Here is a 17,800-nt window from a genome sequence, read left to right as displayed (position 1 = left end):
ATGAACCCCAGCCCCCCGCGCCCGGTTCTAATCGGACTGCTTTGCCTGGGGCTGGTGTCCTTGGTTCCCGCCAGCCGCTCTATCAGCGTTGCCGAGGTAGTGAAAGCCTTCTGCCTGTCGGCTTACCAGGCGGACCTGCAAAGGGAGGGCAAAGTTGCACCCGCTGCCCAACTCGACCGCACCTGCGCCTGCGTTGGTGAGCGAGTTGCAAAGGGCAGCGACGTGGAGGAAGCCCATGACGCCTGCGGGCGAACCCTGGACCAGCGCTCCGTGAGCAAGCCCAGCACCTAGCTCCGGGCGATGATCCGCCAGGCCAAAGCGCTTCAGGCGCAAAGGCTGGTTACGCCTCCCACACTCAGGCTGGTCAAATCAGTAATAGACAACCGTTCCACGGCGGCGATCAACGTCGATTGAACCTCTGCACTTTCGCAAGCAACCAGGCTCTGCAGCAGGTCAAAACGATCCTGGGTGGCAAGTTCGCCATCCTCACGCCAGGCGAGGCTCCAAGGCACAGGTGCTGTGATCATGGGTCCGCGTTGATCAGAGTTTGCTGACATTGGGACGACATCCGGGATCACCGGTTGAACCTCAGAGTCTCTTCAGAACCGCTTTACGGTTCTCCATGAAACGCCCCGCGAGTGCTAGCTGGGGGCCTGGCCACCCGGTATCATTTGCCGTGATTCAAAGGGTACGGCCTCTCTTTTGGCACCCCTAGTTCCCACTAGGACCACTAAGAACCGCAGCTTCGACCGAATCAGTTCCAGGATTTGCTCCAGTAATGACTATCTACGTTGGCAATCTTTCGTTCCAAGCTGAACGCGAGGACTTGCTTGATCTCTTCGGCCAATACGGAGAGGTGCGCCAGTGCAGCCTGCCCCTAGACCGAGAAACCGGTCGCAAGCGCGGTTTCGCTTTTGTCGAATTAGCCGACGATGCGGCCGAACAAAAGGCTATTGACGACCTTCAGGACGTCGAATGGATGGGGCGCATGATTCGTGTCAACAAAGCCACTCCCCGTGAAGGCGGCGGTGGCGGTGGCGGTGGCAATCGTGGTGGCGGCAATCGTGGTGGCGGTGGATATGGCGGCGATGGCGGTGGTGGCGGCAACCGCTGGTAAATCCAACCCCATCAGCCTGTACTGCAAGCTCTCTAGCTCCGCCCTGAGCGACACCAACCCTGCCGCGGAAGCGCCACGGCAGGGTTATTTTTTGCAGAGCGTCTAGCGGTGAAAGCGGTTGAAGACTCTGCTCTGCTCCATGGCATTTCCTGCAGGCCTGAGTCAACAACTTCATTAACTCGTTCGAGCCCGGCCACTCTAGGCAGCGGCAAGCCCCCATTTGTGAAAGGTTCGCTTGGTGCAATAGCTTTCAGGGGATGAGAACCCCTCCGGCCAAGCGGCCCCGCAAGCGGAGTAAACGCGGTGCCATGCTCCTGGCGATCGGAGTCGGCATGGGCGGAGGCCTGTTGCTGGCGGGGCCCCTCTCCGAACTGCTCAGCGACACCGCCTCAGGAGCAAATAACGCCATCACCAATCCGTTCGCGGCCTGGAGCGGCATCACCACCCAAGACATCCTGCTGCTCGGCACCGATGTGGGAGGTGGCAACACCGATGTGATCGCCAGCCTGCGAGTGGATGGGGGCATCACCCGGATCACCCAGATACCTCGGGACACCTACATCGAGGCAGAAGGCTACGGTCCCCACAAAATCAACTCCCTCTACAGCCTCGGGGGCACCGATCTGCTCAAACGGGAATTGGCCCGCAAGTTGGGTCGACCGATCACCCACCACCTAGTGGTGAACTTGTCTGCGATCCGGCGCATGGCCGACGCCCTCGGCGGCATCGAGGTGGACGTGCCGAAACGCATGGCCTACACCGACAACAGTCAGGGCCTATACATCGACTTGCAACCCGGCCTGCAAAATCTCAAAGGCCAAGACCTAGAAGGCTTCCTGCGCTTTCGCCACGATGAGATGGGCGACATCGGCCGACTGGAGCGCCAGCAAATAGCCCTACAGGCCCTCTTTCGCAAGCTCACCAGGCCAGAGCATCTGGTGCGCCTGCCAATCCTGCTGGCTGCAGCAGGTAAGGATATGAAAACCGATCTGGGCCCCATGGAGCTGGGTGGCCTTATCACCGCCATGGGCACGACCCAGCTTGAAACCAAGCGACTGGGCGGACGGCCCTTCTATCGCGATGACATCAGCTATTGGGAAGCGGAGTGGCCCCAGCCGGTCCTGGATGGCTCCAACGAAGCTGAAAGCAGCGGCGATGGCCGCTATCGCTTCCTCTTCTGATCTGCTGCAGGATCAATGTCTGGCCGCGACTCGCCGTTGCTCCGCTGAGACAGGGTGATCAGGGCCAGAACCAGGGCCACCCCGGCAAGCAAGGGGGTGGAGGCGGCTACGGTCACCCCGAGGGCAGCCGTAAACCAGATCGAAGCCGCACTGGTGAGTCCGCGCACCTCAGGCAGGCCCCTCTTGTCAGCAGCAGGAGGCACCAGGATCTCGCCCGCCCCCAAGAAGCCAATTCCGGTGGCTACCCCCTGAATCACCCGGCTGCGGGCCTGGGGGTCGTCACCTGCCGCCAGCACCATCAGGCAGGCACTGAGACCGACCAACACATGCACCCGCAGGCGGTTGGGATGGCTGGTATTGCCGTGGTGGGCGCGGTTGATGCCCACGGCCAGGCCGCAAAGCACCGCCAGACCCAGACGCAGCAGGATCTGAAAATCAAGGGTGAAAGGCAATGATCCGGATCCAACCACCCCAATCATCGATCGCACTGGACGGGAACGCCAGAATCACCGCAAGGCTGTGATCCCTGTCCCGCGTGCTGAGCCACCCCGCCCTGCGCGCCGCCCTCAAGATCGGTTTGGCCGCCGCCCTCGCCGGCGCCTGGGCAATCAGCTTCCGCGATGTGCGCTTCGTCTGGTATCCGCTGTTGGCGGTGGTGATGTGTATGGACGAGACCGATACCCGGGTCCTGGCAGCGGCCCAGGGCCGGGTGCTGGGCACGATCGCCGCCGGCATCGTCAGTTTTCTGGTGCACACCCTTCTAAGTGGCTGGGTGGGGCTGACGGTGTCGTTGCTGGTGGTGGTGCCCCTGCTGCGGCTGATGCGCTGGCAGGCCGGCCTCGCCACCGGAATCGTGATGTGCTCGATGCTGTTTCTGGTGGCCGATTACGCCGAGCTCAACTGGCTCTACGTCGTCAACCGCACGGCCGACACTCTGGTGGGAGTGGCGGCCACCCTGCTGGTGAATGCCCTGTTCTGGCCCATCAACCGGCTCGCGGAGATGGGCCAACTGGAGCGGCAGCTGCGGAGTCTGCTGGGCCAACGCCTGGAGGCGATCCGCCGCCAGCTCAAAGATCCAGCAGCCGGCGACGGGCGAGCCAGTCAGCCGATCGTGGGTAGTCGCCTCTGCCAGCAACTCAACCAGCTGGTGAACGATGAGTTGCGCAGCAACCCCCGCGGCGCAGCCAAGCAGCATCACTGGCGCCAACGCAGCCTGCTCTGGGAGCGCATCAACCACCACAGCCTGCAGCTGCAGCGTCTTGGGCAGCTGTTACCCCCGGGGGCCCTGGCCTCGACCGCGACACCGTGGCTGGAGCGGCTGCCGGCACTGCTCGGCCCAAGCCCGGCGCCAGAGGTGCTGGGCCTGCCGGAACGGAAAAGCCTGCAGGAGCTCGCCCTGGCGCAGGGGCTTCCCCCCTTGTTGTTGCTGGCCCTCGACGATGAGTTGCAACGGCTCACCCGCAGTGCCCAGAGCCTGGCCCTGGCCAGCCGAGGACATGGAGTCCGGCCATGAAAGCTCCTCCCCTGATCACGCGAACCGACTTGCGGCTGGCCCTCACCGCCGGGCTCTCAGCTGGATTCGTGATCGTGCTGGGCCTCACCGATCCGTTCTACGCCCCGTTGGCTGTGGGGGCGGCCCTGGGAGGCACCGTGGGCGCCACCCGCTTGCTTGGAACCCAGCGGGTGCTGGGCACCCTTCTTGGGGGAGTGATCGTGGCGATCGGGTTCAACACCATGGGCCAAGCCCTGCCCCTGCCCCTGGGGGTGGCTGTAGCCCTTGCCCTGACACGGATCTTCGGAGGATCCCTCGGCCTGCGTTCCGGTTACAAAGTGGCCGGGCTCGTAGTAGCCATGGGCTGGACAGTTCACCATACCAATCTGGCCAGCTGGATTCCCACCCGCCTGGTGGTGACCCTGATAGGGGTGTTGGCCGCGTGGCTGGCGGTGAGCCAGATCTGGCCCAGCAGGGCCCTAGAGCAGCACCAGGAACACTCCCAGCGACTGTTCGGCGAGATCGCCAACCTGCTGCGTGAACGAGCCAGACTGTTGCTGGAGCAGCGGGAACTGGAGGCCAGCGCCCGTCTGCAGCGACGCAACCAGCTGGTTAATGCCACCCTCCAACTCCAGAACAAGCGCCAGGAGGCCAGCCAGGAGCTGGGCCGGGACGGCATGGGAGAAAGGATGCAGCGCCTCTGGGACCTGCAGGAGCAATGGCTCAGCGCCGTTATCAGCCAGTACCGAACCATGCTGCGCCTGCCGGTGGTGCCGTTGACCAGTCCCGGCCTGAAAGCCCTAATGGAAGCGGAACACTTTCTCCTCAAAGACCTAGCCGACCAACTCGATGGCTGGGCCAAGCACTGGCCCAGCGCCCCACCGCTGGGGGCCAATGCCGCCGCCGGTACGGACCTGGAGCGGCTGGAGCAGGCTGAAAAGTCAGCCTTCCAGGATCCCCTTGCCACAGCGGTGTTGCTGGGCAGCAGCGGTGGACGCCGGGCGATCACATGCCACCAACTGGTCGAAGCCAGCCGAGGCTTCGAGGCCGCTTGGGCTGCCGTGCCCTGAGCTGCCGTGCCCCGAGCTGCTGTGCGGGAAAGTGCACACCCCACCTAGGCAAGAGGACGTTCCATTCAGCAGACTGACCTACTTGAGGGGGCTAAACGGAACCACCGTGGCAATCCGCAACCGCGCCCTGACCCTGGTGCTGCTCGGCATCCTTCCGGCCCATGGGGCCCCGGCTGCCCTAGCAGCGTCGCTCCCAGCCCGCAAGTCCCCACCCCAGTCCACCGCGCTGATTGAGCGCAGCTGGCAGCGCCTGGATGCGGAGCTGCGGGCACTCGACCAGCTGCTCCCCACCGAGCCCGAGCCCCCGGTGGGCGACGTGCTCAGCACCCCGGAGCTGCCCGCCAACCTGATCCGGGCTAACCAACCCGCCGCCGGTCCGATCCAACCCGCCGACACGGTGACCGGTCCGCCGCTGGATCTGCCCAACCCCCAGCAGCTTCAGGCTGGCGGCGTTGCCAGCCTCAGCCTGGAGCAAGCCCTGGCCATCGCCTTCGCCAACAGCGCAACCCTGCAGGCCCAACGCGAGCAAGTGGCCGCCGCCTTGGCCAGCGTCCAGGCCGCCATGGGGACCTACTGGCCCACCATCAGCGCCTTTGCCAACGGTGGCTACGAGGGCAGCCGCACCACCACCACCGCGAAAAGCCGAACGACAACCTGGGCTTTGGCCCCCAGTTCTCACCCACAGGGCTGCTCGACTCAACTGGAAACCCCACCGCCGGCCCCTTCTATGTGCCCAACGGCGGTTCCGTGGCGGCGACCTCCGGGGAATGGGGCGTTGAGGGGGACTGCAGCTCAACTACGCCCTGCTCGACTTTGCGCGCACGCCCACGGTTCGGGCGGCACGCGCAGTCCTTGAACGGCAGCGCAACACCTACGCCAACCAGCTCCGCTCCCTGCAACTGCAGGTGAGTGAGGCCTACTACTCCCTGCAGCAAGAGGAGCAGCTGGTGCGCGTCTACGACGCCAACCTGCGCAACGACTTGGTAGTCCTGCAGGACACGCTCGACCTCAAGCAGGCGGGTCTGGTGCCCAGGCTCGATGTGCTGCGGCGCCGGGCCATCCAGGCCGCCGATGAAGAGACCCTGATCCAGGCCCTGGCCGACCGGGCGGTGGCGCGCCGCCAACTGGCGGTGCTGCTCAACCTGCCCGCCAGCGTGACCCCCAGTCCCAGCGACCCGATCGTGGTGCAGCCCCGCTGGCCCCTCGATCTGGAGGCCAGCCTGCTGGCGGCCTACCGGGGCAATCCGGAGCTGGAGGCGATCCTGGCCACTCGAACGACTCTGCTCCAGCAGAGCCAGGCCACCGCTGCGGGCCTGCTGCCACGGTTGTCGCTGTTTGCCAACGCCGGCGGCAGCGGCTCCCAAACCAGCCTGGGCGACTTCGAGCTAGGTGGAGGGGGCTGCTGCGGCTCCACCGCCCTGCCCCTGAGCACCCCCAACGGTTGGGACTGGTCGGTGGGTTTGACCTTCACCTGGCTGCTGTTTGATGCCGGCACCACCGCAGGCCAGGCCCGTGCCCTGACCAAACAGGCCGCGGCCACCGCCCAGCAGTACGCCGCCACGCGCAATGACATCCGCCTGCGGCTCGAACAGGCCTTCTTTAACCACGAAGCCAGCCTGGCCAAGCTGAGTTCAGCCCGCAGAGGCGTGGCGGCTGCCCTGGAGGCCTTCCGTGACGTGCGGCTGCGCTACCTAACCGGCCTCGACAGCGAGCTCAATCTCTCCAATACCCAAGACCGCCTGATCAACAGCCTGGTGCGGCGGATCAACGCCACGGTCAACGTGAACATCACCTACGCGAAGTTGCTGAAGGAGCTGCTGCCGATGCCCCGGGATCCCAACGCGCCGATCCAGCCGCAGCTGCAGATCAGCAGCCAACCCTGAGCAGAGGAAATAACAATGGCCCTGGTGGACTCAGGCGCTTGGCCGCGACGACCACCAGCGCTCGACGCGATAGAGCAGCACCACCACCAGCACCACCAGCCAGAACCACAGCTCCGGCGGGTTGGCGTTGAACAGGATCAGCAGCAGCACCACCTCGCTGACCAACCAGGGGAACTCTTGCCGCAGCAGGGGGTTGCGGATCCGGGGAAAGGACGGCGACTTCAAAGGGGAGCTCATGGAACGGTGTTGGGCTGGCGCAAGAAAGGCAGGTTCCAGCGTTGATCGATCCAGGGAGTGCGGTAGCCACCGGTGAGCGAACGCAGGCCGGGGATCACGTAGCTGATCGGCGAGCGCCACTCCACGTAGGCATGGGTCGACACCGTGAGGCCCTCGCGGATTGGGAAGACGCCGCTCCCCCCCGAGAGAGTCCAGCGATAGTCATCGACGCTGGAGGGATCCCGTTCCAGCTCAATTTCGCTACGCATCACCGGGCCGTTCTTGGTGAGTTCCTGGGCCAGCTGGGCGTTGCCGGTGGTCGTGGCGATGTCGTCCTCGGTGGCGGGCAGGGTGAGCACCTGCGTCACCTTGCCCACGATGCCGCCAAAGCGGCCGCGCTGGTTCCACTGCGGCACCACCTCCACGGGCAGCCCCAGCGGCAGGCGGCGGGCATCGGCGGGCGCGAAGTAGGACACCACCCGCAGCGGGCGGTCTTTGGCGCTGGGTTGCTCAGGCCGACCGATCGTCCCAAGCCGCTGGCCGGTGCCCACTGTCTGGCCGGCGATCACCTGCAGATCCAGCACCGTGCCGTCCCGGTCGGCATGCACCTTGCCGTCGAAGCTGATCTTGGCCTCGGTCACCTGGATCTGGCGCTTGAGATCGTCGATCTGATAACGGCGCTGCAGGGCCTGGGTTTCGATGCTGAGCTTCACCTGCTGGTAGTTGGTCACCACGTTCTTCTCGTTGATCTTCACGTCATCGAGATTCACGCTGGTGCTGGTGAGCCCCTGCTCCGCCGACACCACCTCAGAAGACAGCGGAGCCACCACCTCGCGCTGGGCCAGCCAATCAAGGTTGCGCAGTTTGCTGGCGTAGGTCGACTGCAATTCGCCGTAGCGACGGCGATCGTCGGAAAACTTGGCCAGAGACGTATCCAGGGCCCGCTTTTCGGTGAGCAGACGCAGGGCATCGCGCTCGTCGAGCTGGGCGTTATGGCGCTCCAACTGACGCAGGTTGCCGCGCTGCTGGTCGAGCTGGCGCTCCAGCACCGGCAGATACAGCTGCATCAGCACCTGGCCGCGCGCCACCGGCTGCCCCTCCTTGACGAACAACTCCCGCACCTGGCCGCCGGCACGGGCGTTGAGGATGCCGGCGTTGTCGGGGTAGATCAACACGCCCATGCCTTCCACCTCGGTGGGCACTGGCCAGAACAGGGCCCACAGCACCAGCACACCGCCCACCCCCGCCAGGCTCACGCCCACCTGATTGTGATCGCTCAGCCCTTGCCCGCGGGGCTTGGGCGCTGCTGCGGGGGGGCTGGGCTGAGTCATGGCGCCCAGCTTGCAGGATTAAAAGGCACCTGTCAGGCCCAGCTGCTGCAGGCGCCGCGTTGCCGCAGCTGCCTGCGCTCCCCCCGACACCAGGACCTGGGCCAGCAGGGGCGCCAACACCGGCACCTGGCTGAACCCCGCACTAAAGCCAGTGAACATCCACAAATCCGGCGCATCTGCCAGCGGACCCACCAGGGGCAAGCCCTCGCTGCAGAAGGCCACGGCCGCTTGGCGCAAGCAACCAGGCAACGCCGCTAGCGGTGCCCCCCAGGCTTGCGCCGCCAATTCTTGGCGCAGTTGCCTTTCCACCTCCAGAGGCGGCGGCTCTGGGCCCAGCTCCAGGCCTGGCCGCACCAGGGTGTGCTGGCCAAGCAGGGCCCCTTCTGCCCGGGGCACCAAACCGCCATCCACCAGCCACTCCGGCTGGCTCAGGCCAGCGGCGCGCCGCTCCAGGGCGACCCGCCCAAAGCTGACCGGCAGCCAGGCAGCCGCGCTGCCCAGCGGCGCCGGGAAGGAGGCCAGCTGCAGCGCCGCCGCCCAGCTGCTGCGCAAGCGCTTAGGCAGGGCCGGCCAGAGCTGGCGGCAGTGAGCACCTGCCGCCAGCACCAGCTGGGCAGCCGGCAGGCTGGAGCCATCACTGAGGGTCAATTCCCAGCCTGCCCCAGCCTGCGGCTCCAAGCGCTCCACCCGGCCCGTTTTGCACCTCACTCCGGCCGCCGCCAGCACCAGCGGCAAGCGCGCCGTCAGCACGGCGGAATCCACCTGGGCGAAGGGCAGCGGCCACCAGGCACTAACGGGGCGCCAACCGGCGGCAGCCCCGTGCAAACGCAAGCGGCAGGGCCGCCAGCCCAGGTCACCATGGCGTTCTTGCAGAAACCGCCAGCGCTTAGAGGCCCCGGCCGCCAAACGAGCTAAAGGGGTTGGAGCCAGGGGCCATCCCGGCAGAGCGCCATAACTGAGCTCTGAAGCGGAGCAAAGCCCATTGCTGGCGGGCGCATCGACGACCGTCACCGACGACCCCAACTCCCGCAACGCCAAGGCCAACAGACCACCAGCTACCCCACCGCCAACGATCACCACATCGGCGGGGGCCGAAGCCGTCACACCAGCAGGGTGAAAGAGGTGACGACCTGATGGAACATGTCCTTCACCTTGGCCCAACGAATCTCGTTGGTGCTGGCCGCAAACGTATATAGCCGGCCGCGATCGAGCACAACGGTGGCCAACTCGTGGCGGTCGCGGTCTTCAAGGTGCACGGCATATTCAAGGTCGTAAAAGGTGCGGGGACCTTCCTGCCGCTCGGACGCTTCCACCAGCTCAGCCTGGCGGCCACTGCCCTCAGGGGCAATCACGGTGCGGCGCAGCTGCTCGCCGACCGCCACAGCGCTGCCCAGCTTTTCCAAGTCGTTGGTGGGGTTCACCTCCGAGATCACCAGGCTGAGGGTTTCATCGCTGTTGATCAGGTCGTGGAACACCACCTGGGGGCCGCCACTCACCTGCACCCGCGTCCAACCGGTGGGATAGAGGAAGGCATAGCGGCCATCGGGGCTCTGGAAACCATTGAGCCCGGCTGCCGCAGCACTGCAAGCAACCAGCAGCCCCGCCAGCACCAAGGCAACCAGACGAGGCATAAAGGCGCGTAGGCCAGCCCGATTGCAAAAACCAGCCTGATTGCAAAAAACAGCCATGGCTCAAGGCGCGTTGCGTGGCGCCATTCTGCTGGGCAGCCGAGCCCCCAGGGGTCAGCATGGGCTCCTGATCTCCAGTCTCCCCATGCCACGCCAATCCACCTGGGTGGACCGGCAGCAGCGTCGTCACGACTCCCGCTTCTTCCGCCTGCTGGACGGCTCCTTTCTGTTCCGCCTGGCCCTATCTGGTGCAGCGGCCATGGCGCTGCTGCTGGTGGTGAACAGCTATGCCACCTGCCGCAACAACCGCTGGGCCCCGGGGTGCCTTTGGCGGGATGCGGAGGCCCTGATCAGCGTCGGCAATGTGGAATCTCTGAGCATCGTGACGGCCGCCTTCCTCTACGTCCTGGAAGCTCAAAAACGGCGCCAACGCGACAACATCGAGGCCTACGAGCTGCTGATGAACTGCAATGCCTCCGGCGTCAAATGGCTGGTGGGTCGTATTTCTGCTCTAGAGATCCTGAACAGTTCCGGGCTCCCAATCGACGGCCAGCAGCTAGCGGGCTTTGACCTACGCAATCTGCAGGCTGCCAACGGCCACTGGCACAACGTCAACCTGGAAGGGAGCGTGCTGCGCCGAGCCAACCTGGCAGGCACCGATCTGAGCGGATCCAACCTGCGCGGTGCTGATCTGCGCGATGCCGACTTGCGCGGCGCGATCCTTGTAGGTGCCGATCTTGAGGAAGCCCTGCTGGACGGTGCCCTGCTGGACGGTGCCCTGCTGGAAGGTGCCCAACTTGATGGGGCAGAACTTGATGGAGCACAACTTGATAGGGCCAGCCTCGATAGCGGTGCCCCTAATCCCAGCTGATCGAGCTGGCTGCCTAAGTTCTGAGCAATTGCGGCGGACTGCTGAGCGGCTTTACCCGCCCCCTGGCCAGGCTGATCGACCAGTTCGAGCGCTTACCTGGCATTGGCCCCCGCACGGCCCAGCGGCTTGCTCTGCACCTTTTGCGCCAGCCTGAGGAGCAGGTTCGCAACTTCGCCGACGCCCTGCTGGCGGCCCGCAGCCAGGTGGGCCAGTGCAAGTGCTGCTTCCACCTCTCGGCCGAGCCGATCTGTGAGATCTGCCGCAACGAAGAACGCGGCAACGGCCAGCTTTGTGTTGTGGCCGATTCCCGCGACCTGCTGGCGATGGAGCGCACCCGGGAGTTCAAGGGGCACTACCACGTGCTCTGCGGCTTGATCTCACCAATGGATGGCATCGGCCCCGAGCTGCTGCAGATCCAGCCCCTGGTGAACCGGGTCGACAAGGAGTCCATCACTGAAGTGATCCTGGCGCTGACTCCGAGTGTGGAAGGGGACACCACCAGCCTCTATTTAGCCCGGCTGCTCAAACCATTCACCACCGTGAGCCGCATTGCCTACGGCTTGCCCGTCGGCAGCGAGCTGGAATACGCCGACGAGGTAACCCTGGCCCGGGCCTTTGAAGGTCGGCGCCAGATGGAGTAACGCCCATGACGCGCTACAGCGCCATCCACCCCACGGAACGGCTACCTGAGTGGCTGCGGCGTCCGGTGGGCAATGCCTCAGCCCTGGAAAACGTGCAGGGATTGGTGAAGCAGCAACGGCTGCACACCATCTGCGAGGAGGGCCGCTGCCCCAACCGAGCCGAGTGCTACGCCGCTGGCACCGCCACCTTTTTGCTGGGAGGCTCGATCTGCACCCGCAGCTGCGCCTTCTGCCAGGTGGACAAGGGCCAGCCCCCCCAGCCCCTAGACGCAGGCGAGGCCGAGCGGGTGGCCGAGGCAATTGCCGCGCTCCAGCTCTCCTATGTGGTGCTCACGGCCGTGGCCCGCGACGACCTGGCCGACCACGGCGCCCACCTATTCACCACCGCCATGGGGGCGATCCGCCAGCGAACACCCGGAGTGGGCATTGAAGTGCTCACCCCCGACTTCTGGGGCGGCCATCGCGACGAACAGGAGGGGTTGGCGGCCCAACGCCAACGGCTGGCCGCAGTGCTGGCGTCGCAGCCCGCCTGCTTTAACCACAACCTCGAAACCGTGGAGCGCCTTCAGGGGGAGGTGCGCCGGGGCGCCACCTACCGCCGCTCCCTGGCCTTGTTGGCCGCTGCCCGCGAACTGGCGCCCGCCATCCCCACCAAGAGTGGGCTGATGCTGGGGCTGGGCGAAACCGAAGCCGAGGTGCTGCAGACGATGGGCGACCTGCGATCAGTCGATTGCCAGCGCCTCACCCTGGGCCAATACCTGCGCCCATCCCTTGCCCACATTCCGGTGGCTCGCTACTGGACTCCAGAAGAATTTGATCAGCTGGGAGCCATCGCCCGAGAGCTGGGGTTTGAGCAAGTGCGCAGCGGGCCACTGGTGCGTAGCAGTTATCACGCAGCCCCTCAACCGACCAGCAATCGATAGGCGGCATCAAGGCGATGGAAGGCCGTCACCTCTCCACCTAGATCGGGGTGGTGATTTTTAGCCAGTCGCCGGTAAGCCCGCCGGATCTCGGCAGGGCTGGCACCGGGCGCCAAGCCCAGTAGTGCTAGGGCTTGCTGGCGAGGATCAGCTGCGCTGGCGGTTGTGCCAGAGCTGTCTGGGCTGCGTCGCAGCAACTCCTCCACGACCCGCATTGGGGCCTCCTCCAGCCACTCCGGAGCGCGCGGACCATAGAGCGCAAAGGCCGCTCGCACAGCCCAACGCCAGCGGCAGTGGGGTCCCCGCAAGGCCTCAACCAGCTCAGAGCCCAGGCCGGGGCAGCGGCGGTTTAGCTCCTGTTCCAGCTCGAGTCGCGGATCCCACCACTGGCTGCGCAACTCCTCCACCAAACCCCGCAAGCCAGCGGGCGGCCCCAGGCGCAGCTCCTGCCAGCGGGGATGGGATGCCATGGCAGCTCCCCAGCGCTCCAGCCGGGCCGCGGTGATCCCGTGGGAAGCAGCGGAGGTGACGCGGCTGCGGGCCCGATTGGGTGACCAGGCTTGCTGGGGCGACCAATCGTGCTGCTGCGACCAAGCGTGCTGGTCCAACTGCTGCCTCAGAGCCCGCACCTCCCGGCGCAGGCTCTCGTTTTCGGCCAGTAGCTCCTCCAGATTGGCCGTAACCGGAGGGGAGGTTGCAGAGGGGCGCCAGTGGCGGGGATCAAAACCCATCCGACCCCCTACCTCAACCCAGGCCGCCATTGTTGCGGAGCATGGCGATGCCAGCAGCGGCATACTTGCCCCAACGCCGCTCCAAGCCAGTGGCAAGCCCCATCTGGAGCCTGTAAGCGTTTGAGCGGCGCGGCACGATCTCCCAAACGCCTGCTGGCACCCCTACTGCTGCTGGCAAGCCATGGGCTGCTGCCGCATTCAGTTTTGGCCGAGCCAGCGCCAACAGCCAGCTGGCTCGACCTCGACTTCAACCTGCAGGCCCAGCCCCTGGCCAACCCCAGCGGTGGCGAGCGTCAAGGCGCCAGCTGGATGCAGCAGCTCACCTTGGGTGCAACATTCAGCAGCGGGCTGGCCAAGGAGCCGCAGCAGTGGCAGGAGGCCGACCACTGGCGCACCAACCTGCAGCTGATGCTGTTCAGCGGTGATGCCAACTACGCAGAGAGCCTCGGCGCCGCCTTCCCCCTGCAGAGCACGGCCCACCCCACCGGCCTCTGGCTCACCGAAGCCAGCGTGGAGCGCCAGCCAGGCCAAGGCGGTATCGGCATCAAGGCCGGGGTGTTCTCGCTCAATCCCGGTTTCGTGAGAGCACCGGTGCTTGATGCCTACGTGCACTCAGCCCTGAACGACACCCTCAACCTCAGTGTTGATGGGCTGCCAATCAACCCCTACACCGCGCCTGGCCTGCAGCTGAGTTGGCGACCGGAGCCTGCCGGCCGCTGGGGCGAATGGCACTACGGCGCCTTTCTGCTGGATCCCGAATACAGCCTGGCTTCCCTATTCGGCGTCAACCCCGACCAGCAGCGCCTAAACGGCCACCTCCAGATAGTGCAGTGGCGCTATGAACGCTTACCGGGAGCGGCGGCGATGCAAAAGCCAATCCGCGCCGGCGACCAGCAAATCACCCGCCAGCTGCCGCCGCCCCTCCTACAAATCGCCAGCGGCTACGTCGACAACCGCAGCACAGGCAACCTGGATGGCGCCGCCATGGCCACCCTCACCATGGCGGCGCCGCTACCGCTGGGGCTCGACAACCGCTTCTGGCTGGGCGTAAACGCCGGCTTTGAGTGGGACACCAACCCCATACCCCTATTTATCGGTGGGGGCTGGCTCAGTCAGGGGCTAGTGCCAGGCCGCCCCCTCGACGTGCTGGCCCTAGGGATCGGCAGCAGCCGCTTCAGCCCCAGCCTCTCGCCTGGCCAAAGCAGTGAAACCGTGCTCGAGCTCAACTACAGCTGGCTGGTGAACGCCAACCTCAGCCTTCAGCCGGTGCTGCAACTGATCCTCAACCCCGATGGCAGCAACGCCGAACCGATCCTGGCGGCCGGCATCAGCTTGCAGCTGCAGTTTTGAAGCAGCTGCAAGCTGATGCCGGCTTCGAAGTTGATCAACCCAGGCCCAGCCGCCGTCCACTGCGGCGCAACACCTCTGTGCAATCGGCCCGCATCAACAGACCAGCGCCTCCCCAGATCAGCCGGGGGGCCAGATCGGCAACACCGGCATCGAGCTCCCGCAGGGGGCTGAAGCCCAGCTGGCGGAAGTAGCGCACCAGTCGGCGGTGCTGGGCCTCGCTGTCACGGATGGCCAGGATCGTGGCCTGGCGGCAGGGGGTTGCCTCCAGGGCCCAGGCAAAGGTGGCCGCCCAGATCAGCGGGCCCACCGCAGCAACCTGGTCACCCTGCACCCGCATCGTGTCGAGCCGCAGGCCAGCGGCCGCAGGCAGGGCCCAGCCCTTCATCTCACCCAGCAGCACCAACCTCTCCCCCTCCCTGCGCGCCACCCCCAGCCGCAGGCTCCAGGCCACCCCAGCTGGCCGGCCCACCTGCAGGCGCAGCAACAGACCGCGCCGACTGGCCTCGGCCTCCAGCTCGACCAGACTCGGTGCTGGCAGAGGGCTGGTCATGGCCGCCACGGCTCAGCCAGCCGCACCGCCTCTGGGGGCAGGGCGCCGTAGAGATGGGGGAACAGCTCCCCGCCCGTGCTGCCGGCGTTCGGGGCAGCCGGCTCAAAGCGCACCTCCAAACCGGCAGCGGCAAGGCGCTGGGGATCAATCGTGAGCAACAACACCTCAGCGGCGGGCAGATCGGCGTACAAGCGGCTAGCGGTGGCCGGCACCTGGTGCGCTGAGCTGAGGTGGATGAAGCCCACCGATTCCAAAGCCAACCCACGGGTGGAGCGGCAATAGGCGCCAGCCGCCCGGGCCGCCTGCCACTCCTGCCGCAGCGCCAGGTGATACAGCAAGCCAGGTGAGCGCCAAGGGGTCCGCGCCGCCCACGGAAACTCCTGCACCGCCCCCAGCTCCGGGGAAGCCAAAAACCGACCCAGCCAGGCCTGGAGCGCCGCCAACTGCGGCTCGGCGTCAAAGCCCGCCGGATCCACCAGGCGGAACTGGCGCACGAAGGGCAGCAAGGCCCAGTCGGCCAGGCAAGGGCGATCGCCGAGCAGCCAGCCTCCTGCCCCCAGTTGCTCGTTCCAGCGGCGCAGGATCGTGAGGCCAGCAAGCCGGTTGGTGCTGGCTGGCTCCCCTGGATAGCGATCTGGGTATTTGAACCGATCGAGATACTGCTTGAAGGGGCCGTCGTTGGCGGCGATCAGTGAATCCATATCGGCCAGCTGGGCAGGGCTCCAGCCCGCCAACCAGCCGAGGGGGTCGCGGCGCTCCAGGGCCCAGCGCATGATTGCCAGGCTTTCATCCAGCACCTGAGCCCCCAGCACCAGCACTGGCACCGTGCCCTTGGCGGAGGCCTCAAGCAGCTCGGGTGGCTTGGCCTTGAGGCTCACCTCGCGCAACTCCAAGTCCTGGCCAGGCTGCAGGCCCGCGGCAGCTAAAGCCAGCCGCGCCCGGATCGCGTAGGGACAGCGGCGGAAGCTATACAAAATTGGCTGGTGATCAGCCAACGGGGCGCCCACCGAGGTGGCACTCACCCCGCTGGCGGGCTCGCTCCATCTGGCGCTGACGCTCGGCGAAGCGCTGCCGATCAGCGTCGCTGAAGCGCTCGAGGCAGTGGCGGCAGCTCACCCCGGCCACGTAGCTGGCCAGCGCACGATCGGCAGGCGAAAGCGGCAGGCCGCAGGCATGGCAAACGCTGTGCTCACCGGGCTCGAGCTGGTGGTTGACGGCTACCCGCTTATCAAACACAAAGCACTCGCCCCGCCAGCTACTTAGCGGCTCGGGGATCTCCTCGAGGTAGCGCAGGATGCCCCCCTCAAGGTGGTGCACCCCGGCAAAACCCTGCTGCTGCAGGTAGGCCGTGGCCTTCTCACAGCGGATGCCACCGGTGCAGAACATCGCAATCGCCCGGGGCTGGCGCTGCTCAACCAGCGGCCTGAGCTCCCGCTCCACCCACTGGGGAAACTCGCGAAAAGTTGCGGTGCCCGGATCAATCGCACCCTCAAAGCTGCCGATCGCCACCTCGTAGGAGTTGCGGGTGTCAATCACCAGGGTGTCGGGGTCGGCGATCAAGGCATCCCACTGCCCAGGGGGCACGTGGGTGCCTACCTCCGAGGCCAAATAGGGACTCACCTGGGGCTCACCCATGGTCACGATTTCGCGCTTGAGCCGCACTTTGAGCCGGTGGAAAGCCTGAATCTCCGAGCGGCTGAACTTGGCTTCCAACCGCTCCAGGCCTGCCACCTGCCGCAGCCGAGCCAGCAGCGCCTGCACGCCAGCATCTGCTCCGGCAATCGTGCCGTTTACCCCCTCAGCCGCCAGCAGGATCGTGCCGCTTACCCCCTCGGCTGCCGCCAGGTCGCCCAGCTCACGCTGCAGGTCTGGCAGGCCCTCAAGGGCGGCGAAGCGATAAAACGCCGCCACCAGCACACTCATCCGCCCACCTGCACGCCGGCAGCGGCCAGGAGCTCCCGGTCGGCCTCGACTGCTGGATTGGAGGTGGTGAGCAGGGTGTCGCCGTAAAATATCGAATCAGCACCAGCGAGCAGGCAAAGAATCTGGGCTTCCCGACCCAGCTGCTCGCGGCCTGCACTGAGCCGCACGCGCGCCTGGGGCATCAAGATCCGGGCCGTGGCCACCATCCGCACCAGCTCTAGGGGGTCGACCGGCGGCAGGTCTTCTAAGGGGGTGCCCTCCACCGCCACCAGGGCATTGATAGGCACGCTCTCCGGGTGTGGATCCAGGTTGGCCAGCACCTGCAGCAGCCCGGCCCGGTCGGCGTCGGTTTCGCCCATGCCGATGATGCCGCCACAACAGAGGGTGATGCCGGAGCGCCGCACCCGGGCCAGGGTCTCCAGCCGCTCCTGGTAAGTGCGGGTGGTGATGATCCGGTCGTAGTGCTCGGGGCTGGTGTCGAGGTTGTGGTTGTAGGCGGTGAGACCGGCCTCAGCTAGGCGCTCGGCCTGGGAATCGCTCAGCATGCCGGCGGTCACACAGGCCTCCAGGCCCAGCTCGCGCACGCCGCGCACCATCTGCAGCATTGCCTCAAAGGGAGCGCCGTCGCGGATTTCACGCCAGGCCCAGCCCATGCAGAAGCGATGGGCCCCGGCTTGCTTGGCGGCCCGGGCCCGCTCCAGCACCGGCTCCACCTCCAGCTCCGGCCGGCCCGCCACATCGCTGCTGTTGTGCAGCGACTGGGGGCAGTAGGCGCAGTCCTCTTCGCAGCCGCCGGTCTTGACGCTGAGTAGGGAGGCCAGCTGCACGTGGTAGCCGGGGTTGGCGGCGCGGTGCACCTGCTGGGCCTGCCAAAGCAACTCCATCAGCGGCTGCTC

Annotated in this window: 22 protein-coding genes; 11 read left to right on the top strand and 11 right to left on the bottom strand. The window is 66.1% G+C overall.

What is annotated here, in order from left to right; all coding sequences use genetic code 11:
• Positions 1 to 291, top strand: coding sequence for a hypothetical protein (locus KBY85_RS04110; protein WP_254960304.1), 291 nt, complete (start codon positions 1 to 3; stop codon positions 289 to 291).
• A gap of 32 nt (positions 292 to 323) precedes the next feature.
• Here the strand turns inward: KBY85_RS04110 and KBY85_RS04105 are convergent, their stop codons facing one another.
• A complete protein-coding gene (locus KBY85_RS04105; RefSeq protein ID WP_254941943.1) occupies positions 324 to 527 on the bottom strand; it encodes a hypothetical protein in 204 nt (67 codons plus the stop codon).
• Between the two features lie 251 nt (positions 528 to 778).
• On the opposite strand from KBY85_RS04105, the gene KBY85_RS04100 reads away from it, so the two are divergent.
• Positions 779 to 1,117, top strand: coding sequence for an RNA-binding protein (locus tag KBY85_RS04100; protein WP_254960303.1), 339 nt, complete (start codon positions 779 to 781; stop codon positions 1,115 to 1,117).
• Positions 1,118 to 1,425: 308 nt separating this feature from the next.
• Positions 1,426 to 2,298 (top strand): LCP family protein, encoded by an 873-nt coding sequence (locus KBY85_RS04095; RefSeq protein WP_254960302.1) that lies wholly within the window; start codon positions 1,426 to 1,428, stop codon positions 2,296 to 2,298.
• Here KBY85_RS04095 and KBY85_RS04090 read toward each other — a convergent pair.
• Positions 2,280 to 2,750, bottom strand: a complete 471-nt coding sequence (locus tag KBY85_RS04090) for an MgtC/SapB family protein (protein ID WP_254931857.1) — start codon at positions 2,748 to 2,750, stop codon at positions 2,280 to 2,282. The genes KBY85_RS04095 and KBY85_RS04090 overlap by 19 nt on opposite strands.
• An 83-nt stretch (positions 2,751 to 2,833) precedes the next feature.
• Between KBY85_RS04090 and KBY85_RS04085 the strand changes: the two genes are divergently transcribed.
• From KBY85_RS04085 to KBY85_RS04070, 4 genes are all read left to right on the top strand, one after another.
• Positions 2,834 to 3,811, top strand: coding sequence for an aromatic acid exporter family protein (locus tag KBY85_RS04085; RefSeq protein WP_254931858.1), 978 nt, complete (start codon positions 2,834 to 2,836; stop codon positions 3,809 to 3,811).
• Positions 3,808 to 4,860 (top strand): aromatic acid exporter family protein, encoded by a 1,053-nt coding sequence (locus KBY85_RS04080; protein ID WP_254931859.1) that lies wholly within the window; start codon positions 3,808 to 3,810, stop codon positions 4,858 to 4,860. Before KBY85_RS04085 ends, KBY85_RS04080 begins: the two co-directional genes overlap by 4 nt.
• A gap of 106 nt (positions 4,861 to 4,966) precedes the next feature.
• On the top strand, positions 4,967 to 5,716 hold the full coding sequence (locus KBY85_RS04075; RefSeq protein WP_254960301.1) for a TolC family protein: 750 nt from the start codon (positions 4,967 to 4,969) through the stop codon (positions 5,714 to 5,716).
• Positions 5,646 to 6,743, top strand: a complete 1,098-nt coding sequence (locus tag KBY85_RS04070; RefSeq protein WP_315859966.1) for a TolC family protein — start codon at positions 5,646 to 5,648, stop codon at positions 6,741 to 6,743. The genes KBY85_RS04075 and KBY85_RS04070 overlap by 71 nt, the downstream gene beginning before the upstream one ends.
• 30 nt (positions 6,744 to 6,773) lie before the next feature.
• Here the strand turns inward: KBY85_RS04070 and KBY85_RS04065 are convergent, their stop codons facing one another.
• The 4 genes from KBY85_RS04065 to psbP are packed head-to-tail and all read right to left on the bottom strand — an operon-like array spanning position 6,774 to position 9,921.
• On the bottom strand, positions 6,774 to 6,980 hold the full coding sequence (locus KBY85_RS04065) for a hypothetical protein (RefSeq protein ID WP_254931861.1): 207 nt from the start codon (positions 6,978 to 6,980) through the stop codon (positions 6,774 to 6,776).
• Complete coding sequence (locus tag KBY85_RS04060) at positions 6,977 to 8,290, bottom strand: NHLP bacteriocin system secretion protein (protein WP_254931862.1); 1,314 nt, start codon at positions 8,288 to 8,290, stop codon at positions 6,977 to 6,979. The genes KBY85_RS04065 and KBY85_RS04060 overlap by 4 nt, the downstream gene beginning before the upstream one ends.
• 18 nt (positions 8,291 to 8,308) lie before the next feature.
• Positions 8,309 to 9,394 (bottom strand): FAD-dependent oxidoreductase, encoded by a 1,086-nt coding sequence (locus KBY85_RS04055; RefSeq protein WP_254960300.1) that lies wholly within the window; start codon positions 9,392 to 9,394, stop codon positions 8,309 to 8,311.
• Positions 9,391 to 9,921 carry a photosystem II reaction center PsbP gene (psbP, locus tag KBY85_RS04050; RefSeq protein ID WP_254941218.1) on the bottom strand — a complete coding sequence of 177 codons (531 nt, stop codon included), beginning with the start codon at positions 9,919 to 9,921 and terminating at the stop codon, positions 9,391 to 9,393. The genes KBY85_RS04055 and psbP overlap by 4 nt, the downstream gene beginning before the upstream one ends.
• 142 nt (positions 9,922 to 10,063) lie before the next feature.
• Here psbP and KBY85_RS04045 point away from each other — a divergent pair, with 142 nt between their 5' ends.
• The 3 genes from KBY85_RS04045 to lipA all read left to right on the top strand — a co-directional run bounded on the left by KBY85_RS04045 (position 10,064) and on the right by lipA (position 12,353).
• Positions 10,064 to 10,789 (top strand): pentapeptide repeat-containing protein, encoded by a 726-nt coding sequence (locus KBY85_RS04045; protein WP_254960298.1) that lies wholly within the window; start codon positions 10,064 to 10,066, stop codon positions 10,787 to 10,789.
• 62 nt (positions 10,790 to 10,851) lie between these two features.
• Complete coding sequence (recR, locus tag KBY85_RS04040) at positions 10,852 to 11,430, top strand: recombination mediator RecR (protein ID WP_254960346.1); 579 nt, start codon at positions 10,852 to 10,854, stop codon at positions 11,428 to 11,430.
• A 5-nt stretch (positions 11,431 to 11,435) separates the two neighbouring features.
• Positions 11,436 to 12,353 carry a lipoyl synthase gene (gene lipA / locus KBY85_RS04035; RefSeq protein ID WP_254960297.1) on the top strand — a complete coding sequence of 306 codons (918 nt, stop codon included), beginning with the start codon at positions 11,436 to 11,438 and terminating at the stop codon, positions 12,351 to 12,353.
• Here the strand turns inward: lipA and KBY85_RS04030 are convergent.
• Positions 12,332 to 13,111 (bottom strand): J domain-containing protein, encoded by a 780-nt coding sequence (locus KBY85_RS04030; RefSeq protein ID WP_254960295.1) that lies wholly within the window; start codon positions 13,109 to 13,111, stop codon positions 12,332 to 12,334. The two genes, lipA and KBY85_RS04030, sit on opposite strands and share 22 nt — an antisense overlap.
• A 90-nt stretch (positions 13,112 to 13,201) precedes the next feature.
• Between KBY85_RS04030 and KBY85_RS04025 the strand changes: the two genes are divergently transcribed.
• Positions 13,202 to 14,431, top strand: a complete 1,230-nt coding sequence (locus KBY85_RS04025; protein WP_254960294.1) for a carbohydrate porin — start codon at positions 13,202 to 13,204, stop codon at positions 14,429 to 14,431.
• A gap of 34 nt (positions 14,432 to 14,465) precedes the next feature.
• Here KBY85_RS04025 and KBY85_RS04020 read toward each other — a convergent pair whose 3' ends face one another.
• Genes KBY85_RS04020 through bioB form a run of 4 tightly spaced genes read right to left on the bottom strand, consistent with a single transcriptional unit; the run spans position 14,466 to position 17,788 of the window.
• Positions 14,466 to 14,981, bottom strand: a complete 516-nt coding sequence (locus tag KBY85_RS04020; RefSeq protein WP_254960292.1) for a hypothetical protein — start codon at positions 14,979 to 14,981, stop codon at positions 14,466 to 14,468.
• Positions 14,978 to 16,003 (bottom strand): DUF952 domain-containing protein, encoded by a 1,026-nt coding sequence (locus tag KBY85_RS04015; protein ID WP_254960290.1) that lies wholly within the window; start codon positions 16,001 to 16,003, stop codon positions 14,978 to 14,980. Before KBY85_RS04015 ends, KBY85_RS04020 begins: the two co-directional genes overlap by 4 nt.
• On the bottom strand, positions 15,969 to 16,904 hold the full coding sequence (locus tag KBY85_RS04010; protein ID WP_254960288.1) for a rhodanese-related sulfurtransferase: 936 nt from the start codon (positions 16,902 to 16,904) through the stop codon (positions 15,969 to 15,971). The genes KBY85_RS04015 and KBY85_RS04010 overlap by 35 nt, the downstream gene beginning before the upstream one ends.
• Positions 16,901 to 17,788, bottom strand: coding sequence for a biotin synthase BioB (gene bioB / locus KBY85_RS04005; protein ID WP_396121813.1), 888 nt, complete (start codon positions 17,786 to 17,788; stop codon positions 16,901 to 16,903). The genes KBY85_RS04010 and bioB overlap by 4 nt, the downstream gene beginning before the upstream one ends.
• Positions 17,789 to 17,800: the final 12 nt, after the last annotated feature.

This window comes from Cyanobium sp. BA5m-10 (assembly GCF_024346255.1).
GTDB classification, from domain to species: Bacteria; Cyanobacteriota; Cyanobacteriia; order PCC-6307; family Cyanobiaceae; genus Cyanobium_A; species Cyanobium_A usitatum.
Note: the sequence above shows the minus strand (reverse complement) of the source record. Positions and strands in the feature narration are given on the sequence as shown.